This window comes from Kitasatospora sp. NPDC054795 (genome assembly GCF_053611565.1).
Window position 1 is genome coordinate 65931 of record NZ_JBSHAP010000007.1, and the last position, 22897, is coordinate 88827.

The window sequence follows — 22897 nt, forward strand, 5'->3', positions numbered from 1 at the left end:
CGGGTCACGCTCCCGGCTTCTGGGTGTGCGGCTTCTCGGTGTGCAGCTTCTCGGTCAGCACGGCGGCGATCCGTGCGAGGGGTTGCGGCCGGGTCAGCTCGCCGTGGGCGCAGGCCAGGCGGTGGCTCTCGATCCGGCCGTCCAGGTACGGCCGCCAGCTCTGCTCGTACGGCCAGTCGGCGGGCTTGCCGGTGGTCGCCCCGAAGAAGACGGCGTCCCCCCGGTAGTGGGCCGGCACGTGCTCGGCCATCAGCTTGCGGTGCCGGTCGAAGACCTCCGGCAGCACGGCCACGGCCTCCCCGAGCACCGCCCGCAGATCGGCGAGGCCCCGGCCGTCCGCCGGGTCGTGGCCGAGCGAGTGCAGCAACTCCGCGAGGGTGTCGGCGGTTTCGACGGGCGGGGCGTCGGCGGTGCGGACCGCCGGGGCGCCGTCGAGCAGGGCCAGCAGGCCGACCTCGGCGTCCTCGGCCCGCAGCCGCACGGCCATCTCCTGCGCGACCACCGCGCCGAAGGACCAGCCCAGCAGGTGGTACGGGCCGTCGGGCCGCACCGCGCGGATCTGCCGCACGTAGTCCTCGGCGATCTCGGCGACGCTCGCCGGTGCGTCGCCGCGCAGGCCCCGGGCCTGGAGGCCGTACACCGGCTGCTCGGGGCCGAGGTGGCGCAGCAGCCCGGAGTAGACCCAGCTGATGCCGGCCGCCGGGTGGACGCAGAACAGCGGGGGCCGGTCGCCGCCGGTGCGCAGCGGCAGCAGGACGTCCAGTGCGTCGGCCGCCGGGCCGTGGTCGAGCCGTCGGGCGAGCCCGGCCACGGTGGGTGTCTCGAACAGCGCCCGCATGCCGGGGTCCGTGCCGAGGGCGCCGCGGACCTTGGCGAGCAGCTTCATGGCGAGCAGGGAGTGGCCGCCGAGGTCGAAGAAGTCGTCGTCGATGCCGACGGTTTCCAGGCCGAGCGCCTCCGCGAACAGCCCGCACAGGATCGACTCCTGCGGCGTCCGGGCGGCGCGGCCGCCGGCGAGCTGCCCGAAGTCCGGTGCGGGCAGCGCCGTCCGGTCGAGCTTGCCGCTGCCGGTGAGCGGCAGCGCGGCCAGCGGGACGACGGCGGCGGGCAGCATGTAGCCGGGCAGGTGGCCGGCGGCGAAGGCGCGCAGTTCGGCGGGGTCGAGCGGGCCGTCGGCCACCACGTAGGCGACCAGGCGCAGCCCGTCCGCGGCGGGCAGCACGGCGGCGGCGCCGACCCGCGGGTGGAGCGTCAGCACGTGTTCGATCTCGCCGAGTTCGATCCGGAAGCCGCGGATCTTCACCTGGTGGTCGGTGCGGCCGAGGTACTCCAGCTCCCCGTCACGGGTGCGGCGGGCCAGGTCCCCGGTGCGGTACATCCTCGCCCCGGCCGCGAACGGGTCGGCGACGAAGCGTTCCGCCGTCAGGCCGGGGCGGCCCAGGTAGCCGCGGGCCAGGCCCGGGCCGGCCAGGTACAGCTCCCCGGGCACGCCCGGCGGGACGGGGTTGAGGTACTCGTCCAGGAGGTACGCCCGCACCCCGGCGACCGGGCCGCCGAGACCGGGGCGCTCCGCCCCGCCGAGCGGCCGGCCGAGGGCGTAGACGGTGGCCTCGGTCGGGCCGTACAGGTTGTAGGCGGTGGTGCCCGGCGCCGCGCTCAGGCTCGTCCAGAGCTGCTGGCCGACGGCCTCGCCGCCCAGCACCAGGACGGCCGGGGCGGCGCCCTCCAGCAGGCCCTCGGCGAGGAGCTGCTCGGCGTAGGACGGGGTGACGTCCATGGCGCCGATGCCCGCCGCGCGCACGTACCGCACCAGCGCGGCCGGGTCGCGGCGCAGCTCGTCGCCGATCAGGTGCAGTTCGTGCCCGGCGAACATCCAGAGCAGGCTCTCCAGCGACCCGTCGAAGCAGAGCGAGGCGGTGAGCGCGACCCGCAGTCGGCCGTGCGCGGCCTCGGCGGCGGCGATCGGCCCGGCCCGGTGGACGGCCAGCAGGGCGGCGAGGCTGCCGTGCTGGACGACGACGCCCTTGGGGCGGCCGGTGGAGCCGGAGGTGTAGATCAGGTAGGCGGCGTGGCCGGCCGAGGCGCGCGGGGCCGGGTCGGTGTCCGGCCCGGTGGCCTCGGCGAGGGCCAGCACGGGGGTGCCGGCCAGCGCCTCGGGCCGGGGCCAGCCGTCGTCGGTGAGGACGAGGGCGGGGGCCGCGTCGGCGAGGGTGCGGGCGGTGCGGTCGGCCGGGTGGTCGGCGTCCAGCGGCAGGTAGGCCGCGCCGGCCTTGAGTACGGCCAGCGTCGCGATCACGCTCCCGGCCGAGCGCGGCAGGGCGAGGGCGACCACGGACTCGGGGCCGATGCCCCGCCCGATCAGGTGGTGGGCGAGCCGGTTGGCGCGGGCGTTCAGTTCGGCGAAGGTCAGCCGGACCTCGCCGCAGACCAGCGCGACGGCCTCCGGGGTGCGGGCGGCCTGGGCCGCGAAGGCGGCCGGGACCAGCGGGAGTTCGGCCGGCAGGGCGGCGCCGGCGGTCGGGAGCGCGGCGCGCTCCTCGGCCGACAGCAGCTCGATCCGGCCGATCGGCAGCTCGGGCCGGGCGGCCACCGCCGCCAGCAGCCGGCCGAGGCGCACGGCGATCGCCTCGACCGTCTCCCGGTCGAAGAGGTCGGTGGCGAAGTCGATCGCGCACTCCAGGCCGGCGGGCGCGCCGTCCGCGTCGAAGGACTCGCCGAGGCCCACGCTCAGGTCGAACTTGGCGACCGTCCCGGTGGAGGACACCGCCGAGGCGTCCAGGCCGGCCGCGGCGAGCGGCGCCGAGTCGCCCCGGCCCTCCAGCAGCAGCATCACCTGGAAGAGCGGGTGGCGGGCCAGCGAGCGGGCCGGGTTCAGCTCCTCCACCAGGCGTTCGAAGGGCACGTCCTGGTGGGCGTGGGCGTCGAGTTGGGTCTCCCGGACGCGGGCCAGCAGTTCGGTGAAGTCGGGGTCGCCGGACGTGTCGGTGCGCAGTACCAGGGTGTTGACGAAGAAGCCGACCAGCTCGTCCAGCGCCTCGTCGCCGCGCCCGGCCACCACCGAGCCGATCGGGACGTCGGTGCCCGCGCCGAGGCGGGTGAGCAGCGCGGCGAGGGCCGCCTGCACGGTCATGAACATCGTCACCCGGTGCCGGCGCGACAACTCGCCGAGAGCGCGGTGGAGTTCCGAACCGTACGGGACGACGACCCGCTCGCCGCGGTGCGAGGCGGCCGCACGGCGCGGCCGGTCGACGGGCAGTGACAGCTCCTCGGGCAGGCCGGCCAGTGCCTCGCGCCAGTGGGCGAGTTGGCGGGCGAGCAGGCTCTCCGGGTCGCCGTCCTCGCCGAGCAGCTCGCGCTGCCAGAGCGCGTAGTCGGCGTACTGGACGGGCAGTGGCGCCCACTGCGGTGCCGCGCCGCCGGTGCGGGCCGCGTAGGCCGTGGCGAGGTCGCGCAGCAGCGGGCCCATCGACCAGCCGTCCCCGGCGATGTGGTGCAGGACGAGGGCGAGCAGGTGCTCCCCGGGCCCGGCCGGGATGACGTGGGCGCGGACGGGCAGGTCGGCGGCCAGGTCGAAGGGGCGGGCCGTGCAGCTCGCCGGCTCGGTGCCGGGCGGCAGCAGCTCGACCCGGACGCGGGCCTGCCCGGCGGGCAGGATCCGCTGGTAGGGGGTGCCGTCGAACTCCTCGATCAGGGTGCGCAGGCTCTCGTGCCGGGCGACCACGTCGCCGAGGGCGAGCTCCAGCGCGGCGGCGTCCAGCTCCCCCGCCACGCGCAGGACGAGCGGCAGGTTGTAGAGGGCGCTGGGGCCTTCCATCCGGTCGATCAGCCACAGGCGCTGCTGGGCGTAGGACAGCGGCACCCGCTCCGGGCGTTCGCCCGCCGCGCTCAGCGCCGGTCGCCGCGAGCCGGTGCCCAGGCGGGCGGCCAGCCCCTCCACCGTCGGTGCCTCGAAGACGTCCCGGATCCCCAACTCCGCGCCCAGCGCCGCCCGGACCCGGCTGAGCAGCCTGGTGGCCAGCAGCGAGTGCCCGCCCAGGTCGAAGAAGTCGTCGTCGATGCCGACGCCCTCCAGGCCGAGCACCTCCGCGAACAGCCCGCACAGGATCTCCTCCTGCGGGGTGCGCGCCGCCCGTCCGGCCGACAGCGCACCGAAGTCCGGCGCGGGCAGCGCCCGGTGGTCCACCTTGCCGCTGCCGGTCAGGGGCAGGGTGTCGAGCAGGACGACGGCGGCCGGCACCATGTAGCCGGGCAGCGACTCGGCGGCGAACCGCCGCAGCTCGGCGGCGAGTTCGGGCGCCTCCCGGTCCACCGTGCAGTAGCCGACCAGGCGGCGGTCGCCACTGTCGCTCTCCCGGACGGTGACCACGGCCTGGCGGACGGCGGGGTGGCGGGCCAGCACCTGCTCGATCTCGCCGGGTTCGATCCGGAAGCCGCGGATCTTCACCTGGTGGTCGGTGCGGCCCAGGTACTCGACGCCGCCGTCGCGGGTGCGGCGGGCCAGGTCCCCGGTGCGGTACATGCGCGTGCCCGGCTGGAAGGGGCAGGCGACGAACCGCTCCGCGGTCAGGCCCGGCCGCGCCAGGTAGCCGCGGGCCAGGCCGGCGCCGGCCAGGTACAGCTCCCCCGGCACACCCGCCGGGACGGGGTTGAGGTACTCGTCCAGGAGGTACGCCCGCACCCCGGCGACGGGGCCGCCGAGACCGGGGCGCCGCGCCGCGTCGAACGGCTGGGTCAGCGCGTAGACGGTGGCCTCGGTCGGACCGTAGAAGTTGTGGCCGGCGGTGTCGGGGTGCTCCCGCAGCCGCTGCCACAGCGCCTGGCCGACGGCCTCGCCGCCGAGCAGCAGGAGGCGCGGCGCGGGTGCGTCCAGCAGCCCCTCCTCGATCAGCTGCTCGGTGTAGGACGGGGTGAGGTGCAGGGCGTCGATCCCGGCGGCGGCCGTGTGGCGGACCAGCGCGGCCGGGTCGCGGCGCAGCTCGTCGCCGATCAGGTGCAGCTCGTGCCCGGCGAACATCCAGAGCAGGGGCTCCAGGGAGGCGTCGAAGCAGAGCGAGGCGGTGAGCGCGATCCGCTGCCGGCCGTGGGCCGCCTCGGTGCCCCGGATCAGGGCGGCGCGGTGGGCGGCGAGCAGGGCGGCGACGGCGCCGTGCGGCACCACGACGCCCTTGGGGCGGCCGGTGGAGCCGGAGGTGTAGATGACGTAGGCGGCGTCGCCCGGGTCGAGGGCGCACCACCCCGGGTCGGACGCGCCGGCCTCGGCGTCCTCCGACGGCGGGGCGACGTCGGACGGCGGGGCGACGTCCAGGACGGGCAGGCCGGCCAGCACCTCGGGCAGCGGCCAGCGGTCGTCGGTGAGGACGAGCGCCGGGCGGGCGTCGGCGAGCATGTGGGCGGTGCGCTCGGCCGGGTACTCGGCGTCCAGCGGCAGGTAGGCGCCGCCTGCCTTGTGCACGGCGAGCATGGCGACCACCGTCTCCGCCGAGCGCGGCAGGGCGAGGGCGACCACCGACTCCCGCCCGGCGCCCGCGGCCCGCAGGCGGTGGGCGAGCCGCTCGGCCCGGGTGTCCAGTTCGGCGAAGGTCAGCCGGACCTCGCCGCAGACCAGTGCGACGGCCTCCGGGGTGCGGGCGGCCTGGGCCGCGAAGGCGGCGGGCAGCAGCGGGAGTTCGGCCGGCAGGGCGGCGCCGGCGGTCGGGAGCGCGGCGCGCTCCTCGGCCGACAGCAGCTCGATGCGGCCGATCGGCAGCTCGGGCCGGGCGGCCACCGCCGCCAGCAGCCGCGCGAGGCGCACGGCGACGGCCTCGACGGTCTCCCGGTCGAAGAGGTCGGTGGCGTAGTCGAGGGCGCAGTCGATCCCGGCGGGCTCGCCGTCGGGGCCGAAGGACTCCTCGGCGATCAGGCTGAGGTCGAACTTGGCGGAGCCGTTGCCCGCCGCGAGCGGCTCGACGCGCAGGCCCGCCGTGGCCGGCTCGGCCCGCTCGTTGCTCTGGAGCACCAGCATGATCTGGAACAGCGGGTGACGGGCCAGCGAGCGGGCCGGCCTGAGCTCCTCCACCAGGCGCTCGAAGGGCACGTCCTGGTGGGCGTAGGCGCCGAGGGCGGTCTCCCGGGCGCGGCCGAGCAGTTCGGCGAAGCTCGGGTTCCCGGACGTGTCGGTGCGCAGCACCAGGGTGTTGACGAAGAAGCCGACCAGCTCGTCCAGCGCCTCGTCGGAGCGCCCGGCCACCACCGAGCCGATCGGGACGTCGGTGCCCGCGCCGAGGCGGGTGAGCAGCGCGGCGAGGGCCGCCTGCACGGTCATGAACAGAGTGACCCGGTGGGCCCGGGAGAGGGCGACCAGTTCGCGGTGGCACTCGGCGTCCAGGGCGAGCGCCACCCGGTCACCGCGGTGGGAGGCGACGGGCGGGCGCGGGCGGTCCAGCGGCAGCGTCGCCTCGTCCGGGAGGTCCGCCAGGGTCTCGCGCCAGTGGGCGAGCTGGCGGGCCGCCAGGCTCTCCGGGTCGCTCTCCTCGCCGAGCAGTTCGCGCTGCCAGAGCGCGTAGTCGGCGTACTGGACGGGCAGCGGCGCCCGGCCGGGGGCGGTGCCCTCGGCGCGGGCCGCGTAGGCGCCGGTGAGGTCGCGGACCAGCGGGCCGAGGGACCAGCCGTCGCTGGCGATGTGGTGCAGCGCCAGGACCAGCACGTGCTCCTCGGCCGAGACCCGCAGCAGGGCGGCGCGGACGGGGAGTTCGGTGCGCAGGTCGAAGGCGTGGCGGCAGAGCCCGGCCACCGTGGCGGCCACCTCGTCGGCGGGGCAGTCCCGGGTGTCGAGCGGGACCTCGGCCTCCCCGGCCGGAAGGACGCGCTGGTAGGGGGTGCCGTCGAACTCCTCGATCAGGGTGCGCAGGCTCTCGTGCCGGGCGACCACGTCGCCGAGGGCGAGCTCCAGCGCGGCGGCGTCCAGCTCCCCCGTCAGGCGCAGCGCCAGCGGCGCGTTGTAGAGGGCGCTGGGGCCTTCCATCCGGTCGATCAGCCACAGGCGCTGCTGGGCGAAGGACAGCGGGACGCGGTCGGGGCGCTCACGGCCCGTACCGAGCGCCACCCGCTCGGAGCCGGCGCCCAGGCGGGCGGCCAGCCCGGCCACGCTCGGCGCCTCGAAGACGTCCCGGATCCCCAACTCGGCACCCAGCGCCGCCCGCACCCGGCTGAGCAGCCTGGTGGCCAGCAGCGAGTGCCCGCCCAGGTCGAAGAAGTCGTCGTCGATGCCGACGCCCTCCAGGCCGAGCACCTCCGCGAACAGCCCGCAGAGGATCTCCTCCTGCGGGGTGCGCGCCGCCCGGCCGGCCGACAGCGCCCCGAAGTCCGGTGCCGGGAGGGCGGACCGGTCCAGCTTGCCGTTGGCGTTCAGCGGCAGCGCGTCCAGCGGCACGATCGCGGCCGGCAGCATGTAGCCGGGCAGCGTCCGGGCGGCGGTGGCACGCAGCTCGGCCGGGTCGAGCGGGCCGTCGGCGACCACGTACGCGACCAGGCGCAGCCCGTCCCCGTCGGGCAGGACGGCGGCCTGGAGCACCCGCGGGTGGGCGGTCAGGGCGCGCTCGATCTCGCCGGGTTCGATCCGGAAGCCGCGGATCTTCACCTGGTGGTCGGTGCGGCCGAGGTACTCCAGCTCCCCGTCGCGGGTGCGGCGCACCAGGTCCCCGGTGCGGTACATGCGCGCGCCCGGCTCGAACGGGCAGGCGACGAAGCGCTCCGCCGTCAGGCCCGGCCGCGCCAGGTAGCCGCGGGCCAGGCCGGCGCCCGCGAGGTACAGCTCCCCCGGCACCCCCACCGGGACGGGGTTGAGGTACTCGTCGAGGACGTGGCAGCGGGTACCGGCGACGGTGCGTCCGAGGACGGGCCGCCCGGTGGCCTCCAGCGGGTGGGTCAGGGCGTCGACGGTGCACTCGGTCGGACCGTAGAGGTTGTGGGCGGCGGTGCCCGGGGCCTCGCGCAGCCGCGTCCAGAGCGCCTGCCCGACGGCCTCGCCGCCGAGCAGCACCAGGGCCGGCGCGGGCTCCTCCAGCAGGCCCTCCTCGATCAGCTGCTCGGCGTAGGAGGGCGTCACCTCCAGGACGCCGATGCCCTGCTCGCGCGTGTGGCGGACCAGCGCCCGGGCGTCGCGCCGCACGTCGCCGCCGATCAGGTGCAGCTCGTGGCCGGCGACCAGCCACAGCAGGCCGTCCCAGGAGGCGTCGAAGCAGAGCGAGGCGGTGAGCGCGACGCGCTGCCGGGCGACCCCGGCCATCACGCCCGCGCGGTGGGCGGCCAGCAGCGCGGCGATGGCGCCGTGCGGCACCACGACGCCCTTGGGGCGGCCGGTGGAGCCGGAGGTGAAGATGACGTAGGCGGCGTCCGCCGCACCGGCCCGCGGCGCCGGGTCGGTCTGCGGGCCGGCCGGCTGCGCGGCGAGGTCGAGCAAGGGGTGCCCGTCGAGCACCTCGGGCAGCGGCCAGCGGTCGTCGGTGAGCACCAGCGCCGGGCGGGCCTCGGCCAGCATGTGCGCCGTCCGCTCGGCCGGGTACTCGGCGTCCAGCGGCAGGTGGGCGCCGCCGGCCTTGAGCACCGCGAGGACGGCCACCACCGTCTCGGGCGAGCGCGGCAGCGCCAACGCCACCACGCGCTCGGGGCCGATGCCCCGGGCGATCAGCGCGTGGGCGAGCCGGTTGGCGCGGGCGTTCAGCTCGGCGAAGGTCAGCGAGAGCTCGCCGCAGACCAGGGCCACCGCGTCCGGCGTGGCCGCGGCCCGCGCCTCGAAGACGGCCGGCACCAGGGGCACCGTCGCGGGCAGCGGGGTGTGGTCGCCCGCCTCCGCGGCCCGCCGCCCGGCGGGCAGGACGTCCAGCTCGGCGACGGACCGCCGGGGGTCGGCGGCGACCTGGCGGAGGATCGACTCCAGGGCGGCGGCCAGCTGTTCGGCGCTCGCGCGGTCGAACAGGTCGGTGGCGTACTCCAGGACGCCGGCCAGCCCGGCGGCGCCCTCGGCGCCCTGCCGCTCGACCAGGCGCAGGGTGAGGTCGAAGGTGGCCGTCCCGAAGTCGACCGGCTCCTCCGTCACCGTCACGCCGGGCAGGTCCGGGCCGTCCTCGGCGGCGCCCGCGAAGGCCAGCATCACCTGGAACAGCGGGTGGCAGGCGGTCGAGCGGGTCGGGTTCAGCTCCTCCACCAGGCGCTCGAAGGGCACGTCCTGGTGGGCGTGGGCGGCCAGGTCGCTCTCCCGGACCCTCGCCAGCAGCTCGGCGAAGCTCGGGCGGCCGGACAGGTCGGTGCGCAGCACCAGGGTGTTGGCGAAGAAGCCGACCAGCTCCTGCACGGCCTCGTCGAGGCGGCCGGCCAGCGGGGTGCCGATGGGCAGGTCGGTGCCCGCGCCGAAGCGGTGCAGCAGGGTGGCGTACGCGGCCCGCAGGACCATGAAGAGGGTCACGCCGTGCTCGGCGGCGAGCGCGGTGAGCCGGGCGTGCAGGTCGGCGTCGAACTCCAGCGGGACGACCGCGCCGCGGTGGGTGGCGACCGGCGGGCGGGGGCGGTTCAGCGGCAGCGGGAGTTCCTCGGGCGCGCCGGCCAGCGCCTCGCGCCAGTGGGCGAGCTGGCGGGAGAGCGGGCTCTCGGGGTCGTCCTCGTCGCCGAGCAGTTCGTGCTGCCAGAGCGCGTAGTCGGCGTACTGGACGGGCAGCGGCTCCCACGGCGGGGCGTCGCCGGCGAGGCGGGCCCGGTAGGCGTCGGTGAGGTCGCGGTAGAGCGGGCCCAGCGAGGCGCCGTCCCCGGCGATGTGGTGGACGACCAGGACCAGCACGTGCTCCTCGGCCCCCTCGGGCCGCAGGTAGGCGTGGACCGGGAGGTCGGTGGCGAGGTCGAAGGTGTGGCCGGCGAGTTCGTCGCTCGGGCGGTCGGTGACGGTGAGCAGGCCGGTCGTGGGGGCGTCGAGGACGTGCTGGTACGGGGTGCCGTCGTGCTCGCCGAAGACGGTGCGCAGGGCCTCGTGCCGGTGCACGACGTCGCCGAGGGCGGCCTCCAGGGCGGCGGGGTCGAGCGGGCCGCGCAGCCGCAGGGCGAGGGTGACGTTGTAGGTGGCCGAGGGGCCGTCGGCCCGGGCCAGGAACCAGAGCCGGCGCTGGGCGAAGGAGAGCGGCACCCGCTCGGGCCGGGCGGCGGGCCGCAGCGCCGGGCGGGCCGGGGCGGGGGTGCCGGTCGCGCGGTCGGCGAGCCGGTCGGCGAGCCCGGCGACGGTCGGGGCCTGGAAGAGGTCGCCGATGGCGAGTTCGACGCCGAGCTCGGTGCGGGCCCGGCCGACCAGGCGGGTGGCGAGCAGGGAGTGGCCGCCGAGGGCGAAGAAGTCGTCGTCGATGGTGATGTCGTCGATGCCGAGGAGTTCGCCGTACAGCTCGCAGAGCACCCGTTCGCGCTCGTCGCGCGGGGCGCGCCCGGTGTCGTCGGCGGCGAGGTCGGGGGCGGGCAGGGCGCGGCGGTCGACCTTGCCGTTGGCGTTGAGCGGCAGCGCGTCCAGCAGGACGACCACGGCGGGGACCATGTAGCCGGGCAGCGCGGTGCCGGCGAAGGCGCGCAGCTCGGCCGGGGTGAGCGAGGCCTCGGCGGTGCAGTAGGCGACCAGCCGGGTGTCGCCCGGGCGGTCCTCGCGGGCGATCACGATGACCTGGCGGACGGCGGGGTGGCGGGACAGCGCCGCCTCGATCTCGCCGAGTTCGATCCGGAAGCCGCGCAGTTTGACCTGCCCGTCGATCCGGCCGAGGAACTCCACGGCGCCGTCGGCGCGCAGCCGCACGAGGTCCCCGGTGCGGTACATCCTCTCGCCGGGCGCGTACGGGCAGGCGACGAAGCGTTCGGCGGTCAGGCCGGGACGGCCCAGGTAGCCGCGGGCCAGGCCGGCGCCGGCGAGGTACAGCTCGCCGGGGACGCCGGGCGGGACGGGGCGCAGCCGGGCGTCGAGGACGTAGCTGCGCATGTTGTCGAGCGGGCCGCCGATCGGCACCCGGGGGCCGTCGAGGTCGGCGGGGGCGAGCGGGTGGTGGGTGGCGAAGGTGGTGGTCTCGGTGGGGCCGTAGACGTGGGCGAGCAGAAGCTCGGGGCAGGCCTCCAGGACCCGGCGCAGCAGCACCCCGGAGGCGGCCTCGCCGCCGGTGCAGACGACGCGCAGGGCGGCGAAGGTTTCCGGGGCCTGCTCGGCGACGAGGTCGAACAGGGCCTTGGTGAGGAAGACGGCGGTGACGTCGTGGCGGGTGGTGACGGCGTGCAGGGCGGTGGCGTCGAGGGCGCCGGGCGGGGCGACCACGACGGTGTTGCCGGCCAGCAGCGGCGTCCAGATCTCGTAGGTGGCGGCGTCGAAGGCGTGCGGGGAGTGCAGCAGGACGCGCTGGTGGCGGCCGTCCTGCCAGCGCCGGTCGGCGGCGAGGTCGAGCACGTCGCGGTGGCGCACGGCGACGCCCTTGGGGCGGCCGGTGGAGCCGGAGGTGTACATCGCGTAGGCGAGCTGGTCCGGGTGGACGGGCACGCCGGGGCGGTGGGCCGGGGCGCCGGCCTCGTCGCCGGGGCGGACCACGGCGGCGCCGTGCGGGAAGCCCGGGTCGGCGCGGTCGGTGAGCAGCACGGGGGCGCCGGTGTCGGCGAGCACGCCGGTCATCCGCTCGGGCGGCAGGCCGGGGTGCATGGGGACGTAGCAGCCGCCGGCCTTGAGGACGGCCAGGGTGGCGACGACGACGTCGGCGGAGCGCTCCATCAGCATCGCGACGGGGGTCTCGGGGCCGACGCCGAGGGCGGTGAGGTGGTGGGCGAGGCGGTTGGCGCGGGTGTCGAGTTCGGCGTAGGTCAGGCTGCCGCCGTCGTGGACGAGGGCGGTGGCGTGCGGGGTGCGGTCGGCCCGGCGCTCGAAGGACTCGACGAGGGTGCCGCTCCACCGGGGGGCGTCGGTGGCGTTCCACTCGACGAGGACGCGGGTGCGCTCCTCGGGGGCGAGCACGTCCAGGGTGGCGATGGGCGCCCGCGGGTCGGCGGCGGCGCCGGCCAGCAGGCGGCCGAGCCGGTCGGCGAGGGCGGTGACGGTGGCGCGGTCGTAGAGGTCGGCGGCGTACTCGATCGAGCCGGTGAGCCCGGCGGGGGCGCCGTCCGGGCCGTGCTGTTCGGCGATGCCGATGTTGAGGTCGAACTTGGCGACGCGCAGGCCGATCGGTTCCGGTGCGCTCTCCAGCCCGGGCAGGTCGGGTGCGGCGTCCTGCCCGTGGTTCTGCAGCACCAGCAGGGTCTGGAACAGCGGGTGGCGGCCGAGCGCGCGGGGCGGGTTGAGCTCCTCGACGAGGCGCTCGAAGGGGAGGTCCTGGTGGGCGAAGGCGTCGAGCTGGGCCTCCCGGACCCGGCCGAGCAGCTCGGCGAAGCTCGGGTCGCCGGACGTGTCGGCCCTCAGCACCAGGGAGTTGACGAAGAAGCCGACCAGGTCGTCCAGGGCGTCGTCGGCGCGCCCGGCGACGCCGGTGCCGAGCGGGATGTCGGTGCCGGCGCCGAGCCGGGTGAACAGGGCGGCCAGGCCGGCCTGGAGGACGGTGAACAGGGTGGTGCGGTGGGTGCGGGCGAGGGTGAGCAGGGCGGTGTGCAGGCCGGCGTCCCAGGCGAGGTCGACGGAGTCGGCGGCGCCGGTGGGGGCGGGCGGTCGGGGTCGGTCGGTCGGCAGCTCCAGTTCCTCCGGCAGGCCCGCCAACGCGGTGCGCCAGTAGTCGAGTTGACGGGCGAGCAGGCTTTCGGGGTCGTGCTCGTCGCCGAGCAGGTCGCGCTGCCAGAGCGCGTAGTCGGCGTACTGGATCGGCAGCGGCTCCCACGACGGGGCGTCGCCGGCGAGGCGGGCCCGGTAGGCCTCGGCGAGGTCGCGCAGCAGGGGGCCGAGCGACCAGCCGTCGCCGGCGATGTGGTGGAGCACGACGAGCAGCACGTGCTCGGTCGGGGAGAGGGTGAACACCGTGACCCGGATGGGCAGTTCGCGGCTCAGGTCGAAGGTCTCGGCGGCGGCCGCGTCCCGGTGGGCGGGGTAGTCGGCCGGCGCGCGGTCCAGCACCAGGAAGCGCGGCAGCGCCTCCTCGGCGGGCAGGATCCGCTGCACCGGGACTCCCCCGACCACCGGGAACACCGTGCGGAGGGCCTCGTGCCGGGCGACCACGTCCGCCGTCGCGGCGCGCAGCGCGGCGGTGTCGAGCTCGCCGCGCAGGCGCAGGGCGAACGGCAGGTTGTACAGCGCGGTCGGCCCCTCGATCTGGTCGATCAGCCAGAGACGCTGTTGGGCGTACGAAACCGGGATCACGGTGCTTCCTCTACTCACGTCACGGCACGGCACGGGGTGTTCGGGATGGGGACGGTCGATCGGCGGTCAGACGGCGGCCAGGTCCGGGCGGACGCTGGGCCGGCAGTCCAGGACGTCGACCGGCTGTCCCATCGAGACGGCGATCCTGCGGTCGCCGCGGTACGGGTCCCGGCCGTGTGCGCAGAGCACGTTGTCGACCAGCATCACGTCGCCGACCTGCCACCGCTCGCGAACGGTCGCGGCGTGGTACGCCTCGTTGAGGGCGCCGACGTCGGCGCTTCCGAGCGGTTCGGCGTCACCGAATCCGGTGTTGAACGGCAGGCCGTCCGGGCCGAACTCCTCGGTCATCGCCTCGTGGATGTCCGGGTCGAGCGACCACTCGTTCCAGAACGCGAGGTGGTTGAACCAGACCTCCTCACCCGTGCGCGGGTGGTGGATGGTGGCGGGGCGCAGCTGGCTGGTGCGCAGGTTGCCGTCCGGGCGCCACTCGCAGGTGATGCCGTTCTCCCGGCAGTAGGCCTCGACCTCGGCGGGGTCCTCGGTGGCGAAGGCGGTGCGCCAGCCGAGGGAGACGTAGTCCGAGTAGGCGCGGGTGAGCGTCCAGCCGGAGGTCCGTCCCCGCTCGACCAGGTGTGCCGGCAGGTGGTCGAGCACCTTGCGGCAGTCGGCGGTCGGGGTGGCCCCGCCCTCCTCGGGGGCGATCAGGCAGGCGAAGAGCAGCCGGCCGGGGAACGTGAGGGTGTAGCTGTTCTCGTTGTGCATCCGGATCGCCTGGGCCGGCGGCAGGTCGGTCGAGGAGAAGACCCCGTTGCCGTAGTCGCTGCGCGGGGTGGCCTTCTCGCGGTAGGGGGTGCGCTCGGGGATGAGCACGTCGCGCACGGCCGCGACGTCCTCGGTGCTCGCGACCGGCAGGCCGCGCAGGAAGATCGTGCCGTGGCGGTGCAGGGCGTCGGTGAGCTCGGTCTCGTTCTCCCGCAGCCAGTCGCAGGCCTCGCCGAGGTCGGCGGTGCGCGGGGCGTGGGCGAGGGCCGGGCGGCCGGGGTTCAGTTCCCAGGTCGGCATGGCGGCGCTCACTGGTGGGCGAGGGAGGCGACCAGGCTGGCGGGCCTGATGTCGGTCCAGTTGGCCTCGATGTAGTCGAGGCAGCCCTGGCGGGTGTCCTCGCCGTGGACGGTGGTCCAGCCGGCGGGCACGTCGATCCAGACCGGCCAGAGGGAGTGCTGGTTCTCGTCGTTGGCCAGGACCAGGTAGCCGGCGTTGTCGTCCTCGAACGGGTTGCTCATGGTGTCCTCCTTGGGTTGATTCGAAGGTACGGGCGGCCCGGGGCCCGCAACGGCAGGAGGCGAGGCAGGTACGCGGCAGTTCGGTGCGGGTGGCTGCCGCCGTCGGACGGTCAGCGCGGGAGGAGGCGGACCGGGAAGCGGTCCAGGCCGAAGTTGATGATCGAGCGGTTGTGGGTGACCGGGCCGGTCGGCTCGATGGCGGCGACGCGTTCCAGCATCGCCGTGAACAGGGCGCCGAGTTCGGCCTTGGCCAGCGGTGCGCCGATGCAGTAGTGGGCGCCGAGGCCGAGGGCGAGGTGCTTGTTGGGGCTGCGGTCGAGCAGGATCTCCTCGGGCCGGTCGAAGGCCTCCGGGTCCCGGTTGGCGGACCACACCCAGACGGCGACCCGGTCGCCGCGCCGGATGGTGTGGCCGTCGAGTTCGGTGTCCCGGCTCGCGGTGCGCAGGGTGTGCAGCCCGACCGAGGTCCAGCGCAGGAGTTCGTCCAGGGCCGAGTCCATGCCGACCTCGCCGCGCTGCAGCTTCCGCCACAGTTCCGGGTTCCGGGTGAGGGTGTGCAGGCCCATGGCGGCGGTGTGACGGACCGTCTGGACGCCGCCGACCACGATGTTGTCCAGGTTGAGCACGACGTCCTCGACCGGCAGCAGCTTGCCGCCGACCCGGTAGGTCGCCATCTTGCTGATCAGGTCGTCCTTCGGGTTCGTCCGGCGCAGCATCACCTGGTGCAGCAGGTACGGGATGAGCTGCTGGTGGCCGGCCCGGCGTTCCTCGGGGGTGTTGCCGAGGAACGCGACGTCGCAGACCCGTTCGACCATCTCGCGGTCCTGCTCGGGGACGTCCAGGAGGTCGCACATGACGGACAGCGGGAGGGCGGAGACGGCGTCGACGAGGTCGACCTCGCCCAGTTCGACGGCCTTCTCGACGATCGAGGCGGCGAGGTCGGTGATGCCGCGGGCGGCGCCGCGCACCGGGCCGGGGGCGAAGAACGGGTTGGCGGGGGCGCGCAGTTCGCGGTGCCGGGGCGGGTCGGTGAGGGCCATCATCCGGCCGGAGCCGACCGGGACGTTGCCCTCGCCGGCGCCGAGCAGCGAGCCCTGTTCGGAGCTGTAGAGGGCGGCGTTGCGCAGCACCTCGGCGGAGTGCCGGTAGGAGAGCACCGACCAGACCTGCCCGTCGTCGACGGTGTCGGTGCGGTGGACGGCGGACTCCCGGCGCAGCTCCGCGACCAGCGCGGGGGTGTCGGGGCGGGCCCACAGGTCGGGATCGGTGAGGTCGACCGCGGTGGTGGTTGGCATCAGTGCTCCGTCGTGGACTGGTGGGCGGCGCCGGGCCGCGCGATGAGGGAGGAGAGCAGGTCGAACGGGCCGGGCCCGTCGACGGTGGCGAGCAGGTGGCCGCCGGGGACGACGTGGTGGCCGGAGCCGCCGCGGGTGTGGGCGGCCCAGCCTTCGAGGCCGCCCACGGCGAGGAGGGGGTCCTCGACGCCGACGACGGTGTGCAGGGCGGAGCCGATCGGCGGGTGGGGCCGGGGCCGGTAGGTGTCGATCACGGCCAGGTCGGTGCGGATGCCGCGCAGCGCGTTCTCCTTCAGGTCGGCGTCGCCCTCGACGAGTTCGCCCATCCCGGCCAGCCGCAGCAGTTCGTCGGCGCTGTACCGGGGGCGGTCCGCCCCGGCCCAGGCGGCGGGCGGCGAGGCGGCGGCGGCGACGACCAGCTCGGGGCGCCGCTCGGCGGGCAGCGCCCGGGCGACCTCGTAGCCGAGCAGGGCGCCGAAACTCTGCCCGTAGAAGCCGAACCGGCCGGTCAGGTGCGGGGTGAGGGCCTCCAGGACGGCGTCGACCAGCAGGTCGAAGCTCGCAGGCATCGGGTGGCCGAGCCGGCCGCCGCGGGCCGGCGGGCGCAGCGCCCAGACCTCGGCGGCCGGGGCGAGGGCGCGGGCGAGCGGGGTGTAGGCGGTGGCGTCGCCCCCGGCGTGCGGGAAGCAGAACAGCCGGTAGGGGCGGTGGGGTTGGGGCGCGGGGACGAACAGCCAGTCCCCCTCGACGCGGGGCCGCACCCGCAGCGCGGTGGTCATGCGCCGGCCGCCCGGGCGCGGGCGGTCAGGGCGGGCCGGGGGGCGGCGGTGCCGGCCGCGGCGGCCTGCCCGACGGTGGCGGTGAAGGCGGCCAGGTCGGCGGAGTCGAGCAGGTGGCGCAGCTGGAGTTCGATGCCGAGCCGGCGGCGCAGCAGGTGGACGACCCGCAGCGCGGCGATCGAGTGGCCGCCGAGCGAGAAGAAGTCGTCGGTGGGCCGGACGCCGGTGACGCCGAGCACGGTGCTCCAGACCTCGGCGACCTGCTCCGCCAGTCCGCCGGTGCCTGCCGCCGCCTCCTGCGCGGGGGCGGCGGGGGCGGCGGGGACGGGCAGCGCCGCCAGGTCGACCTTGCCGTTGGGGGTGAGCGGCAGGGCGTCCAGCACGGTGATCACCGAGGGCACCAGGTGGGCGGGCACGGTGGCCCGCAGCCGCTCGGTCAGCTCGGCGGCGGTGACGGCGCCGGTGACGTAGCCGGCCAGGCGCCGGTCGCCGGGGGCGGGTTCGTGGACGGTGACGGCGGCGGCCTGGACGCCCGTCAGCCGGGCCAGGGCGTGCTCGACCTCGCCGAGCTCGATCCGGTAGCCGCGCAGCTTGACCTGGCGGTCCACCCGGCCGACGTACTCCAGCCGGCCGCCCTCGCCGCGCCGGGCCTGGTCGCCGGTGCGGTACATCCGGGCTCCCGGCCCGCCGGACGGGTCGGCGACGAAGCGCTCGGCGGTCAGTGCGGGCCGGCCGACGTAGCCGTGGGCGAGTCCGGGCCCGGCCAGGTACAGCTCGCCGGCGACGCCGTCGGGGACGGCGGCGAGCTTCTCGTCCAGCAGGTGCAGGCGCACCCCGGGCAGCGGTTCGCCCAGGTGCGGCCCGGGGCCGCTGATCGGCGCGGTGACGGCGTCGACGGTGCACTCGGTGGGCCCGTACAGGTTGAGCGCGTCGATGCCGCCGTCGGCCAGCTCCCGCCAGGTGCGCTCGGGGACGGGCTCGCCGCCCATGAACAGCCGCGGCACCCGGGCGCCGGCGAGCGGCTCGCGCAGCAGCTCCCAGTGCGAGGGGGTCAGGTCGAGGTCGGTGACGGCGTGCTCGGCCAGCAGGGCGGCGACCCGGGCCGGGTCGGCGCGGTGCTCCTCGCCGATGACCAGGACGGTGTCGCCGCGGCAGATCCGGGCCCACTGCTGGACGGAGGCGTCGAAGGAGACGCTGGCGTTCCAGCCGACCACGCCGGGCTCGGCGCGGTAGGCGCCGGTGGCCTCCAGGGCCTCGACCAGGGCGGCGACGGCGCCGCGCGGCACCTCGACGCCCTTGGGGCGGCCGGTGGAGCCGGAGGTGTGGATGACGTAGGCCGGGTCGAGCGGGTGCGCCCCGGCCGGCAGGTCGGGCCCGTCGGCGGCGGCGTCCGGGCGCAGCACCGGCACGCCCTCGGCGGCCGGGAGGCCGCCGGCGCTGATCAGGGCGGCGAGCCCGGCGTCGGTGGCCATGAAGGCGAGCCGCTCGGCGGGGTAGGCCGGGTCGAGCGGGACGTAGGCGGCGCCGGCCCGCCAGACGGCGAGCAGGGCGACCGGCAGGTCGGCGGTGCGGCCGAGGTGGACGCCGACCCGGTCGCCGCGGCCGACGCCGAGGGCGCGCAGGGCGCGGGCCAGGGCGGCGGTGCGGCGGTCGAGTTCGGCGAAGTCCAGGCGGTCGGCGCCGGCCAGCACGGCGGTGCGCTCGGGGTGGGCGGCGACGGTGGCGCGCAGGCGGTCCAGCAGATCGGTCATGACGGGTCCTCAGAGGTCTCGGGCGGCGGCGGCCATGGTGTGCAGGGCGGTGGCGTAGGTGTCGATGAACTGCTCGGCGGTGCTGTCGGTCACCAGCGAGCGCTGGTGGTCCACCGCGAGCAGCACCCGCTGGGTGACCGGGTCCTGGATCACCGAGGCGCCGAAGGCGAAGCTGTTGGGTTCGTGGCGCAGGGTCGGCTCGGTGCCGATCCGGCCGTCCACGATGCGGGCCGAGCTGAGCCGGCCGAGGGCGTGGAAGCGCAGGTAGCCGAACTGGCTGTCCAGCGCGGTGTCGGTCATCAGCCGGGCGAGCCGGGCGAAGGGGACCCGGCGGTGCGGCATCATGTCCAGCTCCTCCCGGTGGACCTCGCGGACCAGGGCGAGCAGGTCGCCGGTGGGCTCGCAGCTCAGCGGGACGGTGTTGAGGAACAGCCCGTACACCTCGGTGCCGCCGAGGCGTTCCAGCCGGCCGTTGACGGCCAGGCCGGTGGTGACGCGCGGTTTCCCGGTGACGGCGGCGAGGGCGTGCAGGTGGGCGGCGAGCGCGACCGACTTGACCGGCACGCCGAGCGCGTCGGCGACGGTCCGCAGCTGGTCGGGCGCCTCGGGCAGCACCTGTTCGACGGTGCGCGGCGCCTCGTGCACGGACTCGCTGCCGGGGAACAGCTGGCCGCTGACGCCGGACAGCCGCTCGCGCCAGTAGCCGAGCGAGCGCTCGTCCCCGGCGGCCTGCCGTTCGACGGCCACGAAGTCGCGGAAGGCGGTGCGCGGCGGCGGGGTGGGCGCGCCGAGCGGATCGGCGGCGAGGGCGCCGTGGCGCTCCAGGATCTCGGTGAGCAGCGAGGTGAAGCTCCAGCCGTCGAGGATCGCGTGGTGCTCGGAGACGGTGAGCTGGAAGGCGTCCTCGGCCAGGCGCTGCACGGTGATCCGGAACAGCGGCGGGGCGGTGAGGTCGAAGGGCGTCCACCGGTGGGTGTCGAACACCTCGCGGATCGCGGTGTCCTGGTCCGCTTCGGCCGCGCCGCGCAGGTCGGCGAACTCGACGGGGGCGGGCAGCCGGCCGTGGACGAGCTGCAGCGGTTCGCCGTAGCCGGACAGGTCCAGGCCGGTGCGCAGCACGGCGTGGCGGTCCAGGGCCTCGGCCACGGAGCGGCGGAAGGCCTGTTCGTCGAGGTCGCCGGAGATCCGGTAGGAGTTGACGTTGTGGTAGCTGTCGGTGCCGCCGGCGATCTCCATGTGGAAGACCATGGAGAGCTGCATGGACACCATCGGGTAGGCGTCGACGACGCCGGGCGGCAGGTCGGCGCGGTCCTCCGGGGTGATCAGGGCGAACGGCTCGTGGGCGTCCGGGTCCTCGGTGACGGGCTTCGCCAGCGGCAGCAGGGCGGCGACGGTGGGGGCGTTGAAGACGTCGCGCAGGCTCAGCCCCCAGCCGCGCTCGTGCAGCGCGCCGGCCAGCTGGACGGCCCGGATGGAGTCGCCGCCGAGGTGGAAGAAGTCGTCGTGGACGCCGATGCCGTCCACCCCGAGGACCTCCGTCCAGACGGCGGCGAAGGCCTCCTCCTCCGGGGTGCGCGGCTCGACGTGGCGGCCCGCGGCGGCGGCGCTGCGCTGCCCGGGGGCGGGCAGGGCGGCGCGGTCCACCTTGCCGTTGACGGTGAGCGGCAGCGACTCCAGCACGGTGAAGGTCGCCGGGACCATGTACGGGGGCAGCGAGCGGCCGAGGAAGGCGCGGACGTCGGCGGGCTCGTGTCCGGTGACGTACGCGGCGAGGCGGTCCTCGTGCACGGTGACGACGCAGGCGTCGACGTCCGGGTGGGCGGCGAGCGCGTTCTCGATCTCGCCGAGCTCGATCCGGAAGCCGCGCAGCTTGACCTGGAAGTCGGCGCGCCCGATGTACTCCAGTCCGCCGTCGGGCAGCCGCCGGGCGACGTCGCCGGTGCGGTAGAGCCGGGCCCCGGGCGGGCCGTACGGGTCGGCGACGAAGCGCCCGGCGGTGAGGCCGGGGCGGCCCCAGTAGCCGTGGGCGAGGCTGCCGCCGCCGATGTACAGCTCGCCGGCCGCGCCGGGCGGCACCGGTCGCAGCCAGTCGTCGAGGACCTGGGCGCTCAGGTGCGGCATGGGCGTGCCGATCAGGCTGCGTTCGAAGCCCGCGCTGCCGGCCAGGTCGTGGGTGGTGACGTGGACGGTGGTCTCGGTGATGCCGTACAGGTTGCAGAGCCGGGCCGGGGGCGGCGGGTCGAGTTCGAACCAGCGCTGGACGACGGCCGGGTCCAGCGCCTCCCCGCCGAGCATGATCCACTTCAGCGCGGGCAGGGCGCGCGGGCTGCGGCGCAGCACCGGCTCCAGCTGGCGCAGCGCCGAGGGGGTGAGGCAGAGGCGGGTGACGCCCTCCTCCTCCAGCAGCTGGGCGAACTCCTCGGGCGAGCGGCTGGTCACGTACGGGACGACGACCAGGCGGGCGCCGTGCAGCAGGGCGCCCCACATCTCCCAGACCGTCCAGTCGAAGGCGTAGCTGTGGAAGAGCGTCCAGGTCTCCCGCGGGCCGAAGCCGAAGTGCCGCTCGCCGTCCGCCATCAGCCGGCTGACGTGCTCGTGGGCGACGGCGACGCCCTTGGGGCGGCCGGTGGAGCCGGAGGTGAAGATGACGTAGGCGACGTCGCCGGGGCGGCCGGCGGCCGGCGGGCGGGTGTCCGGCCGGGCGGCCAGGTCGGCTGCCTCGGCGCTCAGGTCGTAGGCCTGCCACGGGCCGTCGGGCACCAGGTCCGGGCGGTCGGTGACGATCAGGGCGACGCCGGTGTCGCCGAAGACCAGGGCGGCCCGGTCGGCGGGGGCGGCCAGGTCGACGGGCACGTAGGCGGCGCCGGTCTTGAGCACACCGAGGACAGTGACCAGGACGTCGGCGGTGCGCTCCAGCAGCATGCCGATCCGGTCGCCGGGGCCGGCGCCGCGGGCGCGCAGGGCGTGCGCGAGGCGGTTGGCCCGGCGGTCCAGTTCGGCGTAGCTCAGGGTGCGGTCGGGGTCGCTGACGGCGGGCCGGTCGGGGTGGGCGTCGGCGGCCCGCTCGAACAGGTGGTGCAGGCAGTGGCCGGGGGTGTCGGTGGCCGCGCCCGCGTCCACGGGGCGGGTGGTCAGCCGCAGCACGGTGGCGTCGGGGTCGTCCAGGGCCGCGGTGAGCAGGTCGTCGTACTCGGCGGCCAGCCGGCGGACGGTCTGCGGGTCGAACAGCTCGCTGCGGTACTCGGCCTCGCCGCGCAGCTCGCCCCCGGCGTCCCCGCCGTCGAACACGGACCAGGTGAGGTCGAACTTGCTGGTGCCGTTGGAGCGCACCCGGCTGCGGGCAGTGGCCGCCGGGCCGAGCGCCAGCGGGCTGCGGTCCTCGCCGTGGGCGCCGAACACCACCTGGACCAGCGGCGGGTGCTGGGCGCTGCGGGCGGCGCCGAGCCGGTCGACGATCTGGTCGAAGGGCAGGTCGAGGTAGCCGTACGCCTCGAAGGCGACGTCCTGGACGTGCTCCAGCAGGTCCCGGAAGCCCAGCGCCGGCGCGAGCCGCAGGCGCAGCGGCAGCAGGTTCACGAAGTAGCCGAGCAGGTGCTCCAGTTCGGGGCGGTCCCGGGTGGTGACGGGAGTGCCGACCACCAGGTCGTCGGCGCCGGTCCAGCGGTTCAGCAGCAGGGCGAAGGCGGCCAGCTGGACGGTGAACGGGGTGACGCCCTCCGCCTCGGCCAGCGCGCGGACCCGCGCCGCCGTCCCGGGGGCGAGGCCGAACTCCTCGGTCCGGCCGGCCGCTCCGCGCTCGGCGGGCCGGGGCCGGTCGGTGGGCAGCTCCAGCAGGGCGGGGGCGCCGTCCAACTGCTGCTTCCAGTAGGTCAGGTGCTCCTCGTAGGAGGCGCCGAGCTCCTCCTCGGCGCAGTCGGCGTACTGCACGGTCAGCTCCGGCAGCCGGGCCTGCCCGCCCCGCACCGCCGCGCCGTACAGCTCGGCGAGCTCGCGCTCGAAGATCTCGGCGGACCAGCCGTCCCAGACGATGTGGTGGACGGTGAACAGCACCGTGGTGCGCTCGTCGGCGAGCCGGAAGGCCTCGGCACGCAGCAGCGGGCCGGCGGCCAGGTCGAAGGGCTCGGCGCAGCGGGCGGCGAGCAGGTCCTCCAGGCGCTCCTCCTGCCCGGGGCCGCCCAGCGGGCGCAGGTCGGTCACCGCGAGCGGCACGGCGAGACGGTGGTGCACCTGCTGGCGGGGGCCGTCGGGGTGCAGCGCGAAGGTGGTGCGCAGCGTCTCGTGCCGGGCCGTGACGGCGTCCAGCGCGCGCTGGAGCAGGGCGAGGTCGAGCGGGCCGGTGACGTCGAGGGTCCAGGGGGTGCAGTAGGTGACGGCCCGCGGGTCGAGGCGGTCGAGGAACCAGAGGCCGCGCTGCAGCCCCGAGACGGGCGCGGTGCGCGCCGGGCGGTCGGACGGGCTCACGGCCTCGTTCCCTTCG

The 22897-nt window shown here is 76.1% G+C and carries 7 protein-coding genes; all 7 read right to left on the minus strand.

Annotation, left to right across the window (positions count from 1 at the left end; all coding sequences use genetic code 11):
- Positions 1-4: 4 nt before the first annotated feature.
- Complete coding sequence (locus ACWGJO_RS04330) at positions 5-13312, minus strand: amino acid adenylation domain-containing protein (RefSeq protein WP_452182072.1); 13308 nt, start codon at positions 13310-13312, stop codon at positions 5-7.
- 66 nt (positions 13313-13378) lie between these two features.
- The gene (locus ACWGJO_RS04335; protein ID WP_452182073.1) at positions 13379-14374 is read right to left on the minus strand and encodes a TauD/TfdA family dioxygenase; all 996 of its coding nucleotides are present in this window, start codon (positions 14372-14374) and stop codon (positions 13379-13381) included.
- 8 nt (positions 14375-14382) lie between these two features.
- Positions 14383-14595 carry an MbtH family protein gene (locus tag ACWGJO_RS04340; RefSeq protein ID WP_189922088.1) on the minus strand — a complete coding sequence of 71 codons (213 nt, stop codon included), beginning with the start codon at positions 14593-14595 and terminating at the stop codon, positions 14383-14385.
- Positions 14596-14705: 110 nt separating this feature from the next.
- Positions 14706-15890, minus strand: coding sequence for a cytochrome P450 (locus ACWGJO_RS04345; protein WP_452182074.1), 1185 nt, complete (start codon positions 15888-15890; stop codon positions 14706-14708).
- Complete coding sequence (locus ACWGJO_RS04350) at positions 15890-16669, minus strand: thioesterase II family protein (RefSeq protein ID WP_452182075.1); 780 nt, start codon at positions 16667-16669, stop codon at positions 15890-15892. The genes ACWGJO_RS04345 and ACWGJO_RS04350 overlap by 1 nt, the downstream gene beginning before the upstream one ends.
- Positions 16666-18420, minus strand: coding sequence for a non-ribosomal peptide synthetase (locus tag ACWGJO_RS04355; RefSeq protein ID WP_452182076.1), 1755 nt, complete (start codon positions 18418-18420; stop codon positions 16666-16668). Before ACWGJO_RS04355 ends, ACWGJO_RS04350 begins: the two co-directional genes overlap by 4 nt.
- A 9-nt stretch (positions 18421-18429) precedes the next feature.
- Complete coding sequence (locus tag ACWGJO_RS04360; protein WP_452182077.1) at positions 18430-22881, minus strand: amino acid adenylation domain-containing protein; 4452 nt, start codon at positions 22879-22881, stop codon at positions 18430-18432.
- Positions 22882-22897 lie beyond the last annotated feature (16 nt).

Bases quoted from the DNA above. Each gene is read 5' to 3' on its own strand.
- ACWGJO_RS04335 (WP_452182073.1), bottom strand. From the start codon at position 14,374: ATGCCGACCTGGGAACTGAACCCCGGCCGCCCGGCCCTCGCCCACGCC.
- ACWGJO_RS04340 (WP_189922088.1), bottom strand. From the start codon at position 14,595: ATGAGCAACCCGTTCGAGGACGACAACGCCGGCTACCTGGTCCTGGCC.
- ACWGJO_RS04345 (WP_452182074.1), bottom strand. From the start codon at position 15,890: ATGCCAACCACCACCGCGGTCGACCTCACCGATCCCGACCTGTGGGCC.
- ACWGJO_RS04350 (WP_452182075.1), bottom strand. From the start codon at position 16,669: ATGACCACCGCGCTGCGGGTGCGGCCCCGCGTCGAGGGGGACTGGCTG.
- ACWGJO_RS04355 (WP_452182076.1), bottom strand. From the start codon at position 18,420: ATGACCGATCTGCTGGACCGCCTGCGCGCCACCGTCGCCGCCCACCCC.